13 protein-coding genes and 2 pseudogenes are annotated in these 13210 nt (G+C 60.5%); 11 read left to right on the forward strand and 4 right to left on the reverse strand.

The window, feature by feature from the left end; translation table 11 throughout:
• Positions 1-343: 343 nt before the first annotated feature.
• The 3 genes from AA309_RS20665 (at position 344) to AA309_RS20675 (ending at position 3234) form a co-directional block, all read left to right on the forward strand.
• Positions 344-1543: an MFS transporter gene (locus tag AA309_RS20665; RefSeq protein ID WP_084731453.1), complete on the forward strand. Its 1200-nt coding sequence runs from the start codon at positions 344-346 to the stop codon at positions 1541-1543.
• A 131-nt stretch (positions 1544-1674) separates the two neighbouring features.
• On the forward strand, positions 1675-2754 hold the full coding sequence (locus tag AA309_RS20670) for an NAD(P)-dependent alcohol dehydrogenase (RefSeq protein WP_047190915.1): 1080 nt from the start codon (positions 1675-1677) through the stop codon (positions 2752-2754).
• Between the two features lie 120 nt (positions 2755-2874).
• On the forward strand, positions 2875-3234 hold the full coding sequence (locus tag AA309_RS20675; RefSeq protein ID WP_047190916.1) for a helix-turn-helix domain-containing protein: 360 nt from the start codon (positions 2875-2877) through the stop codon (positions 3232-3234).
• Positions 3235-3306: 72 nt separating this feature from the next.
• Here the strand turns inward: AA309_RS20675 and AA309_RS34500 are convergent.
• Positions 3307-3387: pseudogene (locus tag AA309_RS34500) on the reverse strand (IS6 family transposase); the annotation flags it as partial.
• A gap of 221 nt (positions 3388-3608) precedes the next feature.
• Here AA309_RS34500 and AA309_RS32295 point away from each other — a divergent pair.
• From AA309_RS32295 to AA309_RS36125, 8 genes and pseudogenes are all read left to right on the forward strand, one after another.
• A complete protein-coding gene (locus AA309_RS32295) occupies positions 3609-3827 on the forward strand; it encodes a hypothetical protein (RefSeq protein ID WP_052954891.1) in 219 nt (72 codons plus the stop codon).
• 266 nt (positions 3828-4093) lie between these two features.
• Positions 4094-4618, forward strand: a complete 525-nt coding sequence (locus AA309_RS20685) for a TRAP transporter small permease subunit (protein WP_084731456.1) — start codon at positions 4094-4096, stop codon at positions 4616-4618.
• Entirely contained in the window at positions 4618-5883 is a 1266-nt protein-coding gene (locus AA309_RS20690) for a TRAP transporter large permease (protein ID WP_047190918.1), read from the forward strand. The genes AA309_RS20685 and AA309_RS20690 overlap by 1 nt, the downstream gene beginning before the upstream one ends.
• Positions 5884-5909: 26 nt before the next feature.
• Positions 5910-6899, forward strand: a complete 990-nt coding sequence (locus AA309_RS20695) for a TRAP transporter substrate-binding protein (protein ID WP_047190919.1) — start codon at positions 5910-5912, stop codon at positions 6897-6899.
• A 274-nt stretch (positions 6900-7173) separates the two neighbouring features.
• A complete protein-coding gene (locus AA309_RS20700) occupies positions 7174-7857 on the forward strand; it encodes a GntR family transcriptional regulator (RefSeq protein ID WP_047190920.1) in 684 nt (227 codons plus the stop codon).
• Positions 7858-7874: 17 nt separating this feature from the next.
• Positions 7875-8012 (forward strand): annotated as a pseudogene (locus tag AA309_RS34505) (IS110 family transposase); the annotation flags it as partial.
• Between the two features lie 470 nt (positions 8013-8482).
• Complete coding sequence (locus AA309_RS20705; protein ID WP_047190996.1) at positions 8483-9670, forward strand: HPP family protein; 1188 nt, start codon at positions 8483-8485, stop codon at positions 9668-9670.
• A gap of 111 nt (positions 9671-9781) precedes the next feature.
• Positions 9782-10069: a hypothetical protein gene (locus tag AA309_RS36125; RefSeq protein WP_210166518.1), complete on the forward strand. Its 288-nt coding sequence runs from the start codon at positions 9782-9784 to the stop codon at positions 10067-10069.
• On the opposite strand, the gene AA309_RS20715 is transcribed toward AA309_RS36125, so the two are convergent.
• The 3 genes from AA309_RS20715 to AA309_RS20725 form a co-directional block, all read right to left on the reverse strand.
• Positions 10028-10951, reverse strand: coding sequence for a dihydrodipicolinate synthase family protein (locus AA309_RS20715; RefSeq protein ID WP_047190997.1), 924 nt, complete (start codon positions 10949-10951; stop codon positions 10028-10030). The two genes, AA309_RS36125 and AA309_RS20715, sit on opposite strands and share 42 nt — an antisense overlap.
• 274 nt (positions 10952-11225) lie before the next feature.
• Positions 11226-12194 (reverse strand): ABC transporter ATP-binding protein, encoded by a 969-nt coding sequence (locus tag AA309_RS20720; protein ID WP_047190922.1) that lies wholly within the window; start codon positions 12192-12194, stop codon positions 11226-11228.
• Positions 12195-12196: 2 nt separating this feature from the next.
• Positions 12197-13207, reverse strand: coding sequence for an ABC transporter ATP-binding protein (locus tag AA309_RS20725; protein WP_047190923.1), 1011 nt, complete (start codon positions 13205-13207; stop codon positions 12197-12199).
• Positions 13208-13210 lie beyond the last annotated feature (3 nt).

The raw sequence follows: 13210 nt of genomic DNA on the forward strand, positions 1-13210 counted from the left end.
CACACACGTCCTTTCCTGCGCAGGCCGATGCCTGGTCTCGGCCGGACAGTAGCAAGCGGAACTGCAGGGAATTAGGGGCGCTGCGGCGCATGCGCCTATGAGCACGGCTCATCAATCGTGTTCAGGCACGGCAGTTCGCGATCCTCCTCACACGTCATTCATGAGCCACACTAATAAGTCCATGCGCGTCCCGGCCTCTAATCGCCCCTGCGCGGATGGCCTATGTTCCGGGTCCGCAGCACGACGCGCCGCCAGACCTCCCCGAGGGCACACGGCGCGTCGTCCCATCCCTGTCGTCGCTCCGGGTCCGGCCCGGAGCGGACAACCAAGTTCCAGGACCCTGATGACCGTAGGATACGCTTCCCCAAGCGACACGATACACGACCGCGCGCCTGCATGGGGTGCGGTCCTCGCCATGGCACTGTGCTGCATGGTGCTCGTTGCCTCGGAATTCATGCCCGTCAGTCTCCTGACCCCGATCGCCTCCGACCTCCGGATGACGGAAGGGCAAGCCGGGCAAGCCATCTCCGTCTCGGGCATCTTCGCGGTGCTTACGAGCCTGTTCATCTCGGGCCTGACGGCAGGGCGGGACCGGCGAACCGTCCTGCTCGTCCTGGCCCTGTCCCTGATCGCCTCCGGGTCGGTCGTGGCCCTTGCTCCGAACTACACGATCCTCATGGCCGGCAGAGCGGTCCTCGGTGTTGCCATCGGCGGGTTCTGGTCGATGTCGACCGCGGCGGTGATGCGCCTCGTGCCGGAGGACCGCGTGCCCCGTGCGCTGGCGATCCTGCAGGGCGGGACCGCGTTGTCCGCGACGGTGGCAGCACCTCTCGGCAGCTTCCTCGGCGGGTACATCGGATGGCGTGGGGCCTTCTTCTGCGTGGTGCCCCTGGCGGCCGTCGCGCTGGCCTGGCTGCTGGCGAGCCTGCCCTCCATGCATACCGGGCAGCGGACGGGATCGGGGAACGTGTTCAGGCTGCTCCGTCGGCCCGTGGTGGCTTACGGCATGGCGGCGGTGACGCTGTTCTTCATGGGCCAGTTCGCGCTGTTCACTTACCTGCGTCCCTTCCTCGAAGTGGTCACCGGTGTCGATGTCCCAAGATTATCCCTGATCCTGCTGTTCCTGGGTGTGACCGGCCTCGTCGGGACGTTCCTCATCGGATCCTTCCTGAAGAACGGCGTGTATGGCGTCATGATCGCCATTCCGCTTGCGATGGCCGTGATCGCCGTCGGCTTGATCGCACTCGGAAGCCGGCTTGCCGCCACCGCCGCCTTGCTCGGCGTCTGGGGCCTCGTCGGCACCCCCGCCCCCGTGGCGTGGAACACATGGCTGACTCGGACCTTGCCCGAGGATGCCGAGGCTGGCGGCGGGCTGATGGTCGCCGCCATCCAACTGGCGATCACCCTGGGCGCGACCGTCGGCGGCTTCCTGTTCGACATGAGCGGCTATCAGAGCACCTTCACCGCCAGCGCAGCCATGCTGGTCGCTTCCGGCCTCTTGGCCTTCGTGGCGAAGCGGGCAGGGTCGCCCGAACCGACGTGAGCAGCCCACACCCCGGTCAATGAACTGGCCGGAATCGGGTCCAGCCATCGGTCGGCACGGCGTCGGGTTCCGTGCCGGAGTCCATCCACTACCCCTTCAACATGTCCGCCCAAGAGATTGGAACCAACACCATGGCCAGCTTTCGCTACAAGACCTTCGGCTACGCCGCTCCGTCCGCCGGTGCCCGCCTTCAACCTTTCTCCTTCGAACGGCGGGCACTGCGCCCGAACGACGTCGCGATGGAGATCCTCTATGCCGGGGTCTGCCACTCTGACCTGCACTGGGCGCGCAACGATTGGGGCTGGTCGAACTACCCGGTCGTGCCCGGGCACGAGATCGTCGGCCGCGTGATCGCGGTCGGTCCCGAGGTCACGCGCTTCAAGGCGGGCGATCATGTCGCCGTCGGATGCATGGCCGATAGCTGCCAGCATTGTGACCAGTGCCGGAAGGGCGAGGAGCAGCTCTGCCGCGAAGGCAATACGATGACCTATGGCGGTCTCGACCGCATCACGCAGGAGATGACCCATGGCGGCTACTCCAAGCATGTCGTGGTCCGGCAGGAATTCGTCCTGCGTGTCCCTGATGGGCTCGATCTCTCCCGGGCGGCTCCGCTGCTGTGTGCTGGCATCACCACCTATTCGCCACTGCGCACCTGGGGCATCGGCCCGGGCAGCCGCGTCGGCGTAATCGGCTTGGGTGGTCTCGGCCACATGGCCGTCAAGCTCGCCGCCGGCCTTGGTGCCCAGGTGACCGTCATGAGTCGGACGCCCGACAAGAAGGCCGATGCACTCGCGCTCGGGGCCGATCGGCTCCTCGTCTCGACGGATCTGGACGCAATGGCCCAAGCCGCCAACGGCTTCGACCTCATCATCGACACCGTCCCGAACAAGCATGACCTCAACCCGTACCTCCCGCTGCTGGACGTGGACGGCACGCTGGTGATCGTGGGTCAGGTTGGCCCTCTCGACGAAATGTCCTCTGTGCCGCTCCTGCTCGGGCGGCGGCGCGTCGCCGGCTCTCCCATCGGCGGCATCGCCCAGACGCAGGAGTTGCTCGACTTCTGCGCCCGCAAGAACATCCTGCCCGAGACCGAGACGATCCGCATGGACGAGATCAACGAGGCTTTCGAGCGCATGGAGCGCAGCGACGTCCGCTATCGCTTCGTGATCGACATGGCCTCGCTGACGGAGCCTGCGGAAGCAACGTTGTAATTGAGGCGACAGACGACACCTTCGAGGAGATCCCGTGTAGAACACCGTTAGAGATGTCACCGGACTGCCCGTTACAGATGTCACCCTCCCCGGGTGCAGGTAACGGGGAGCTCGGGTCCCATGACGGTGATCACCATGAGTCGTCTGGAGATCGATCGGATGCAGGTGCTGCGCGATGTCATGGCGCGGCACATCACGGTCCAGGAAGCGGCGCAACTGCTGCGGCTGACACGCCGACATGTGTTTCGTCCCCTGAAGGGGTTTCGACAGCGCGGGCCGACAGCCCTGGTGTCGAGCCGCCGCGGCAAGCCCAGCAACCGCAGCTACCCACCAGCCTTGCGGGCCGAAGTCTTGGCCCTGATCCGGGTCAACTATGCGGATTTCCGCCCGACACTCGCCTGTGAGAAGCTGTCCGAACGGCATGGCCTTCATCTTGGCGTCGAGACGGTGCGGCGCTGGATGCTGGCCGAGGGCCTCTGACAGGATCGCAAGCAGCGCCTCAAGCCCGTGCATCAACCCCGATACCGACGCGACTGTGTCGGCGAGCTCGTGCAGATGCGAATTCTCCGCGCGGTTGTTCAGGCCTTTGTGCGAACGGTGCTCAACGGCCGGCATGATCTGGCGTCGAGCACATAGGAAAGCGATGTCGTTCGTAACTGACGGGCTTGGTCATGCCGGCCCATGTACCCGTCTGATCATCAGGATCGGGTTAACGTGACAACACCCTCCCGCAAGGCTTTAGGGCAGCCCCATATGGTTAATCCACGCACCATGGATAAGAACGCCGCCTACCCCATGGCGATAAAAGCTATGAAGCAGGAGGGGCGTTATGGCGCTTTGCGAAACTCCGGCGGGTGAGGTTCTCAAATAACATCGTCGCGCAGGAGCATCGGCGCATCAAACGTCTGGTCGGAGCCGGATTGGGCTTCAAGAGTTTTCAAACTGCCTCGCAGCCGACTCTCGGCTATCAGGTGATGGCGGTGATCCGCACGAGTCAAGTGATCAGCGTATTAGCAGATGATATGAAGGCTCAGAGTGACTTTGTTGCTCGTCGATTCAGCGCTGCCGCCTGACCTGAGCTCCTGCCCGGCCTTCACTCAAGCTACGTGAGGATTTGCGACGAAACCGGCAAAACTGCCTCTTCTGTCTGCTTGACACGTAGATTGTATACTATATTCCTTATGTATTCAGCTTCAGAGGAGCCGTGTTGTTGCAAGCGCCCCAATCGCAATCACAGTCGGTGCGTGCGTCATGGTCTGATGCATTTACGACATCCTTGCCCATTCGCGTGGTCACTAGCCTGTCCAATGGACTGCTCGCCGTTGAACGCTTCGCGATCATGGGCCTCATGGCTCTCCTGACCCTATTGATCCTGGTGAATGTCTCGACCCGCTATGCGGGTCTGCCGATCTACTGGATCGATGAATCGGCAGTTTATGCGACAGTCTGGCTGACGTTCATCGGGGCCTCGGCGATGACGAGGCTTCGGCTCGACTTTGCCGTGACCATGCTTACCGAACGGCTCTCTCCACGCGGACAGCAGATTGCACGGATCATCTCCGCATTGGCAGTCGTTGGTTTCGGCTTTGGTCTCGGTATTATGTGCTGGCTGTGGATGGACCCGATCGGCATCGCCCGTGCGGGCTTCGATGCCAAGACTTATGCAGGTGAGACCTTCAACTTCCTCTATACGGAACAGACCCAGACGCTGAACTGGCCGAGTTGGGTCGTGTATCTCACCCTGCCGATCTTCGCCGTCTCAATGACGCTGCATGGCCTTGCTAACACATTAGAAGATCTCGGCATCGCCGAGAAAAGCGCCTTTCCGGGATTCCACGCCACCACCAGTGACGGGATCAACTAATGGTCACTTCAGCCGCCTTTGTTGCCATCATGCTGGTTGGCGTGCCGATTGGCCTGTGCCTCTGCCTCGCGGGTATCGTCTATATCGCGGCCTCAGGCAATCCAGTGCTGTTCCAATCCTATCCGCTGCAAATGTTCAGCGGTGTCGATAGTTATGGTCTCATCGCCATTCCGCTCTTCATCCTGATCGGCGAGATCATGAACGGGGGTGGTATCACGCGCCGTATCGTCGAAATGGCAATGGCCTTCGTGGGGGCTTTGCGAGGCGGCTTGGCTTACGTGAACGTGCTCGCCAACATGTTCGTCGCATCGATCTTGGGCTCGGCCACTGCTCAAGTCGCCATCATGTCGCAGATCATGGTGCCCGAGATGGAGCGCCAAGGTTACGACAAGACCTTCGCGGCAGGTCTCACTGCCTACGCGGGAATGCTTGGTCCGATCATTCCACCATCGGTGATGTTCGTTGTCTATAGCGTGCTGGCGCAAGTGCCCGTTTCTGACATGCTGATCTCCGGCATCATTCCGGGAGTCCTGCTGACGGTGCTGTTTTGCACGATCATTGCAGTGATGGGCTTCGTTTACAATTTTCCGTCTGGCGCACGCATGACGCCGCGCGAGCGCCTGATGACGGTGCTCCGCGCGTTGCCCACATTGTCCATCCCGGTGGTGATCGTCGGCTCCATCCTCACAGGGCTCGCCAATGCTACGGAGGCAGCCGCCGTGGGAGCAATTGCGGCGGCGTTGGTTGGCCGCTACTGGACACGCGAGTTCCGCTTCTCCCAAGTCCCGGAAATGTTGCTCCGATCAGGGATCTACTCGGCGATCGTTCTGTTCCTGGTCGCCGCCGCGGCGGTGTTCTCTTGGATCCTGATTTTCGGCAAGGTTCCTCAGGAAGTGGCGGGCTGGATTCAGTCGGTTGCCCGTGATCCGGTCACCTTCATGCTTCTGGTGAACGTTATCTTGATCATCATCGGTACGGTCATCGACGGCGTACCGGGCCTGATCATGACAGTGCCTATCCTCCTGCCGATTGCCACCGAGGTCTATCATGTCGATCCGCGGCATTTCGGGGTTGTCGTTGTGATCAACCTGGTGCTCGGGCTTCTCTCGCCCCCCGTCGGCCTCTGCTTCTTCGTTGCCGCCGCCGTCACGGGGGCTAAGCCGGGCAAGATGTTTATGGTGACACTCCCCTTCTTTGTCATTGCCTTCCTGATGCTGATCATCCTGTCAGTATGGCCCACCCTCTCGCTTGCCCTCGTCAACTAACTCGAAGAATGCACGGAGCATCAATCATGACGATTTCCCGCCGACATCTCTTGGCCCTAGCAGCAGGCGCCGCGCTACCACTTGCGGCCCCCACGGTGCTACGCGCTCAGAGCCGTGAGTTCCGCCTCGGCCTCATTACGCCCCCGAACCATCCCTGGAACAACGCTGCCCTGAAAGTCGGCGAGACTCTGAAGGCGGAAACCAACGGTCGCCTGTCGCTCACCGTTTTCCATGCCGGTCAGCTCGGTAACGAAGGCGCCATGATGCAGCAGCTCCAGTCGGGTGCCCTCGATATGGCCTTCATCCAAGCAGCCGAGCTTGGCTCGCGGGTCCCGGCGATCGCGGCGATCAATGCTCCTTACGTGGTGCGTTCCACGGAGGCTGTGGCGAAGCTCGTCCGCCATCCGGTCGCGCTCGGACTGTTCGATTATCTTCCAAAGGAGACCGGCACGATCGGCCTTGGTTGGGGCATCACGTCGATCCGCGCGGTTTTCTCGGCCAAGGACATCTCGTCCGTCGCCGACTTGAAAGGCATGAAGCTGCGTATCAATCCGACCCCCGCCTTCCGCGATTTCTACCAGATCCTGGGAGCCGCCCCCACACCGATCCCGACTCCGCAGGTGTTCGATGCAATGGCCAACGGCCAGGTCGACGGCCTTGAGGCAGATCTCGACTTCTCCTGGAACCAGCGCTTTGATCGAGTGTCCAAGACCATCCTGCGGATGAATGCCGTTCACATGCCGATGATCGCGCTGGTCTCCGGCCGGGTCTGGACCACCCTGCCAGCAGCCGACCGTGAGCTGATCTCCAAAGTAACCCGCGCGGCGCTTGATGCCGAGATCGATGAGATCGTGGCCAACCAGCCTGGCCTCTTGGAGAACTTCTCAAAGCAGCCCGTCAAGATCGTCGTCGCTGATGTGAAGGATGCGGACCCGGTGATCGCCGAATACGACAAGATCTGGCTCCCGAAGGCTCCCGTTCTCGCGGAGCTGCGCAAGGTTGGCGCCACGCTCTGAGACATCATCTCTATCACTTGAGGCGGGCGAAATGCCCGCCAACCATTTTCCAGCCTAACGCTCAACGTGAGATGACGCAGATTTGAGCCTCCGATGCCAAGGGACAAGCCCGAGACGAGCATGCGACCACATATGACAATGTCAGCTCCGGCAAGCTGTTCGCCTCTGCCCAGGATCGCACGAGCGCTGTTCATCGACTTGAGTTCCACCATCGGGCAAGCCCGCTATAAAGTTTTCCCATCCTGATCATCTATATCTGACGATCTTGAGAGCCATGTCTTCCAGACCCGCCCACAAGTCCCTTCAGCATAGGACTATCGCCTCTGCCGTGGCGGAGGAGCTGCGGCGAAGAATCGTGGATGGTGACTTGAAGTCGGGCCTTCAACTGCGCCAAGACGCCTTGGCGGCGGAATTCGGTGTCAGCCGCATCCCCGTCCGCGAGGCCCTGATGCAACTGGAGGCCGAAGGATTGGTGAAGATCCTTCCACATCGTGGCGCAATCGTCTCGGAACTGTCGATGGAGGAAGTGCAGGAACTCTTCGAGCTCCGGATGCTACTTGAGCCGCGGCTACTCAAAGCCTCTGCCCGATATTTGACAGAAATGGACTATGACAGGCTTGATCGAATCCTTCAGGAATACGGCTCAGAGCTCCGTGCTAAACATGTCAGGCGCTGGGGTGAGCTGAATACCGAGTTCCACAACGTGCTGTACCAACATGCTGGACAGCCGCGCGCTCAGGCAATTGTTGCGAACCTTCTTCAGGAATGTGACAGGCATACACGGCTCCAGCTGTCGCTGACAGGTGGCATGGAGCGCGCTGAGATCGAGCACGCAGAACTCGTGCGCCTCTGCAAGAATGGCAAGATCTCCGCAGCCTGCGCGCTCCTGAAGACGCATATCGAAGGCGTGGGCAAGTCGCTCCGACAATACTTCGAAGAACATAATAAAGCAGTTTAGCCACAGCGGTCAGCTCTGCCTGGATCACAGCTTTGCCGGCCAGGAAGCCAGCCCGGCTGGCCTCGATTGCGCTGGCCAACAAGATGGCTCGGATCGCTTGGGCGCTTCTGGCCAGAGGAGATGTTTATCGTGGACCTGTGAGAACTGCCGCTTGAGCGCCGCCATGAGTTGAGGTCTTCAGTTTGAGAAGGGTGACGGTGGCGTGATGCAAACCGGTCGAGCCGGGATCAGGACAACCCGGGGCATTGGCAGGGCTTCGAGCTCGCTAATGTGACTGGGACCTGATCCGCGGACTTCCATCAGGGCCAGCAGGCCCATGAGCCGCACTGACAGGCCGTCGATATGGCTGCGCCCGGCCGCTTGCGCTCACGTTCAACAAAACCCCTGCCAAAAGGGAGCGTCCGCATATGACAACACCCGCAGGACCACGCCGGCAGCCTGATGGTCATGCCGCAATCATCAAAGCCTCGCGGATCTTGTTGTCCCTTCGTGAGCCGAGATCATCAAGCCCACCTCTAGGAATCACATTCTTCCCGAACTAAGAACGCCTCCACTCGATGCAAGAGGTGCTCGGCTACGACACCTGCTCTTCGCAGCCCTCCCGAAAAACAACGTGCTTCAGCCTGTGTCTTTGTTCAAACGCCTCATCCCTGATCTCACTCCTGTCAGTCGCATCGAGCAGCTTCGGGTCTGCGCCGGCGTCCTGATCGGCATTCTCCTCCTGGGCCTCATAGGGACGAGATCCCGCGATTTGATGGAAGGACTCCCTCTTCTGAGTGCTCCTTTGGGCGCGTCTGCAATCCTCCTGTTTGCTCTACCAGGCAGCCCGCTGGCGCAGCCATGGTCGATCCTTGGCGGGAATATGATCTCAGCAGCCATCGGGGTAGCCTGTGCCCGATGGATTCCAGAAGAGCTGATAGCTGCTTCTATGGCCGGAACACTCTCAGTGGCCATGATGTTCGTCCTGCGGTGCCTTCACCCGCCTAGTGGTGCTCTGGCTCTCATGGCTGTTCTTGGCGGCCCGACCATCAAGGCGGCCGGATTTGGCTTTGTGGTCTGGCCTGTTGGGGCGGGCTCGCTGGCTATGCTCGTCGTTGCCCTGATCTTCAACAACCTGACCGGCAAGCGGTATCCCCACCTGTCTAAATCCGCTCCCGTAAACCGCCATAAGACCTCGGATCCTACACCAATGGAGCGGGTTGGGGTCAAAGCCACTGACCTCGATATTGTTCTCAACCAATACGACCAAGTGATCGACATGGATCGTGACAGCCTGGAAGATCTGTTTCGGCGGCTGGAGATGCAGGCATACAACCGCCGCTTTGGAGGGATGACCTGCGCTGAGATCATGTCGCGGGACGTGGCAACGGTCACCCCAGAGACGAGCTTGCGTGACGCATGGAAACTCTTTCGGCAGCATCACATCAAAGCCCTACCTGTCGTCTCTGGCGATCACAGAGCGATTGGGATCATCACCCAAACGGATCTTATCAAGCACAGTGACTGGGACTTGCGCACCGGATTCCAAATGAGTGTTCCTCAGATTGCCCGGCGGGTGATCCGGCTTGATCGCAAGGTCGGAGAAATCATGACATCGCCTGTTCAGACGGCCCGGCAGGACGCAGTTGTCGCAGAACTGGTTCCTCGCATGGCAGATGCAGGGCTGCATCAGGTCCCGATTGTTGATCGTGACAGCCTGCTTGTCGGGATCGTGACACAGTCCGATCTCGTTGCAGCCCTGTTCCGCGGGCGCGGGATGATACAAGCAGAGTCTCGGCCAAATGGGCGAATACCTTTATCAGCTGTGCGATGAAGCCTCGTCCAAGAACGCAGCAGAGCGGACTTCTACCGATGGTTCTGTCGCAAATTCGAAGTAGAGGCATTTCTCGCGCCATTTCGCCACTGTGGCAGGGGCATTAACCCATTGATTCTGCAGGAGCCGGTCGGTGCGGATCGGCTAGTATTGGCACGTCAGAACGAGTTTGCGACAGAACCCATCAATCTCACCGGAACTTATGCGTGGGGCGAAAAGCCCACGCTCATCGACAGCTTCCGCCCCTTGCGACAGATCAAGGCATCGCCTGAAATCCATCCGCATCCGGCAAGTGCCTGTCTTGATAATCGCATTGAGCAGGATCATCGGGCCATCAAGGTCCATGGCGTTCATGTCTTAACCCTGAAATATTTCGGGGATACTTGCACGCGCAACTGATCTCAAATGGTCGGCCTCTGCCTCTGCGATCCAGCGATAGGGGCGGCGCAAGCGGGTCCCGACCGGGGCCCAATTGCCGATGGCGGCCAGCAGCTTATCGAGCGCAGCATTGGAGTAACCGCTGTCGGTCCGATATGGCAGTATGTATGTGTCCAGAAACACCCGGATCCTGCGTTCGAGTTCGAGAGCAGCGGGAAGATTGGACGACATCCAATCGGTCCAGAGTTGAGCGCCACGAGGGCTGAGACAGGCGATATTGGAGAAGGCGCCTGCCGCGACTCCTTCTCTGACACCTGTCGCAAGATCGTGGCCAGGCACAAAAACAGCCCAATCGGTGAGATGCTGTCGCGCCGCGGAGTACCAAGCAGCATCACCATCGGCAAGTTTGACGCCACGCACAGCAGAACCTGCCCGTCGAAGCACTGCTCCGAGATCCGCCGGAGCGAACACTCGTTTGGCGTGAGGCGGATTATACAATACGAGTGGCGCTCCCGATGCGGCATCGGCCGCCATTGAGAGGAAATCTACGGCCTCGGAATCAGTAACCGGCACCCAGTCTGGCAGGATCACCTGGATGGCGTCAGGAGTAAGCCGTGCGGCTCGACGGATCCGGTTGCATGAGACCAGCGGGTCCGGGTGGCAGGCGCCGATGACAAAGGGGACTCCGGCGGCGGTACAGCGATCCGCAAGAAGCTCTTGAATCCTGTCATACTCAGCTTCCGTTTGATTGTGGAACTCACCGGCCGTTCCATTCGAATAAACACCGTCGACTCTAGCGTTGATTAACGCGTCGATTTCGACGTCGAGCCGGTCGAAGTCGATCGAATCGTCATCGGCGATTGGAAGAAGGAGCGTCGCCCAATTGCCGCGTAAACGCGACATCGTGCCATTTCTCGCAGACTGCCGCATCAATGCGTCTGTTTGGTGATCCGTCGGCTGCATACCTCAAACCCTCCGAGTGTCGGATAGTGAAGTCGCACGATGCAACGCACCGCAGAAGATATGAGTGTTCATCTATCCCCTGTGAGCCGAAGCTGGATTCATGTGGACGTCGATTCTCTTGGTTTATTCTACGTTCATAATCCGCACAAAGTACGGGAGAGCCACGCAAGGGAGAGATCAGGCCGTTCATTGGACAAACCTTCGCTCACCAACTTCACCCGCTAACCTCATGCCGGATACAAGCCTTGAAATGTCCCGGCGAAACTTCTTCGAGGGGTGGCACCACCGCTGCGCACCGATCGACTGCGTAAGGGCAGCGCGTGCGGAAAACACAACCCGAGGGCGGGTTTGCCGGGCTTGGGATATCGCCTTTCAGGATCTGCCGGGTGCGGGATTTGGCAGGATCCGGGTCTGGAATCGCAGAGAGCAGCGCGCGCGTATAAGGGTGCCGTGGATCGGCATAAAGCGCTTCGCTCGGTGCGACCTCCATGATGCGTCCGAGATAGAGCACGATGACCGTGTCGCAGATATATTCGACAACCGCCAAGTCATGCGAAATGAACAGCATGGTCAGTCCGAGACGCATTTGCAGGCTGCGCAGCAGATTGATGATCTGGGCCTGAATCGAGACATCGAGTGCCGAGACAGGCTCGTCGGCCACGATCAATTGCGGCTCAAGTGCCAAGGCACGCGCAATGCCAACGCGCTGACGCTGGCCGCCGGAAAACTCATGAGCATATCGATCGAAAGCGTCGGCCGGCAGGTCCACCGCTTCGAGTGCCGCCTTGGCCCGATGCTCTCTTTCCTCGCGCGTTCCGATGCGTTGAATATGAAGACCTTCGGTCAGGATCTGGCCGATCGTCATTCGTGGCGACAGACTCGCGAAGGGGTCCTGAAAGATATACTGCATGTGCTTGCGCTGCCGGCGCATCTCGGCGACTGACAGCTTGGTGAGATCGATGCCGTTGAAACGAACCTCACCTGTCGTCGGCTCGATAAGGCGCAGCACGGAGCGCCCGACGGTGGTCTTGCCGCTGCCTGATTCTCCGACGAGGCCGACGACCTCGCCGCGTGCGACATCAAAGGAAACATTCTCGAGCGCACGCACAACAGGACCACGGGAAAAGCTCGTCGGCGTGAAATGCTTGGTCAGCCCTCTGACGGAGAGCAGCGGCTCCACCATGCCTAGACCTCCTGCCATCTGATGCATCGGCTCTTTCGGCCATTGCCGGTTTCATACAAGGGCGGCACGCCGGCCCGGCACGCGTCGATTGCCAAGGGGCAGCGCGGAGCAAAGGAGCAGCCTGTGGGAAGATGCACGAGGCTCGGTACGGAGCCCGCGATGGTCGGCAGCGGAATTCCCCGGCGCCTCAACTCTGTTGCCTCTCCCAGCCTCGGAACGGAGCGCATCAATCCGACCGTGTAGGGATGGCGTGGGTGGGTGAAGACGTCGGCAACGGTGCCGGTCTCGACGATGCGGCCCGCATACATGACGGCCACCCGGTCGGCGATCTCGGCTACGACCCCAAGGTTGTGGGTGACGAATAGAATGCCCATGCCTCGCTCGTCCTGAAGCTTCTGCAGGAGATCGAGAATCTGGGCCTGAATCGTCACATCGAGCGCTGTCGTCGGCTCGTCCGCGATGAGCAGCACCGGATCGCAGGAGAGCGCCATGGCAATGGTGGCGCGCTGGCGCATCCCGCCCGAAAGCTCATGAGGATATTGCCCTGCGCGGCGCTCGGGATCGGGAATGCCGACATCCTCCAGAAGCTTGATCGCTGCGGCAGCCGCTTTTCTGTGACTGCATCCCAGATGAATCCGCATGGGCTCCGCAATCTGTTCTCCGATGGTGTAAACCGGGTTGAGACTCGTCATGGGCTCCTGGAAAACCATGGCAATATCGTTGCCCCGGATGCGCCGCAGGCCTTCATCGTCGAGACGGGTGAGATCCTGTACCTGACCTGACTTGCCGCGAAACAGAATGCTGCCTTCCGTCACCTGCCCCACCTTCCTCGGCAGAAGGCCCATGATCGAGAGGCTGGTCACGGACTTGCCCGATCCGGATTCTCCCACCAGCGCCAAGGTTTCACCCGGCGCAATGGTCAGATCCAGGTCCTGCACGGCCGCCACCTGGCGGCCGCCGATACGGAAAACCGTTCTGAGACTGGAGATGTCGAGGACCGGGGCGGTGTGCATGGC

Origin of the sequence: Microvirga vignae (assembly GCF_001017175.1) — a bacterium.
GTDB classification, from domain to species: domain Bacteria; phylum Pseudomonadota; class Alphaproteobacteria; order Rhizobiales; family Beijerinckiaceae; genus Microvirga; species Microvirga vignae.

What these genes read in the sequence shown, in the direction of transcription:
- AA309_RS20725 (WP_047190923.1), bottom strand. Translation starts at nt 13,207, where the DNA reads ATGCACACCGCCCCGGTCCTCGACATCTCCAGTCTCAGAACGGTTTTC.
- AA309_RS20715 (WP_047190997.1), bottom strand. Translation starts at nt 10,951, where the DNA reads ATGTCGCGTTTACGCGGCAATTGGGCGACGCTCCTTCTTCCAATCGCC.
- AA309_RS20670 (WP_047190915.1), top strand. Translation starts at nt 1,675, where the DNA reads ATGGCCAGCTTTCGCTACAAGACCTTCGGCTACGCCGCTCCGTCCGCC.
- AA309_RS20675 (WP_047190916.1), top strand. Translation starts at nt 2,875, where the DNA reads ATGACGGTGATCACCATGAGTCGTCTGGAGATCGATCGGATGCAGGTG.
- AA309_RS20665 (WP_084731453.1), top strand. Translation starts at nt 344, where the DNA reads ATGACCGTAGGATACGCTTCCCCAAGCGACACGATACACGACCGCGCG.
- AA309_RS20685 (WP_084731456.1), top strand. Translation starts at nt 4,094, where the DNA reads ATGGGCCTCATGGCTCTCCTGACCCTATTGATCCTGGTGAATGTCTCG.
- AA309_RS20700 (WP_047190920.1), top strand. Translation starts at nt 7,174, where the DNA reads ATGTCTTCCAGACCCGCCCACAAGTCCCTTCAGCATAGGACTATCGCC.
- AA309_RS20695 (WP_047190919.1), top strand. Translation starts at nt 5,910, where the DNA reads ATGACGATTTCCCGCCGACATCTCTTGGCCCTAGCAGCAGGCGCCGCG.
- AA309_RS20720 (WP_047190922.1), bottom strand. Translation starts at nt 12,194, where the DNA reads ATGGTGGAGCCGCTGCTCTCCGTCAGAGGGCTGACCAAGCATTTCACG.
- AA309_RS20690 (WP_047190918.1), top strand. Translation starts at nt 4,618, where the DNA reads ATGGTCACTTCAGCCGCCTTTGTTGCCATCATGCTGGTTGGCGTGCCG.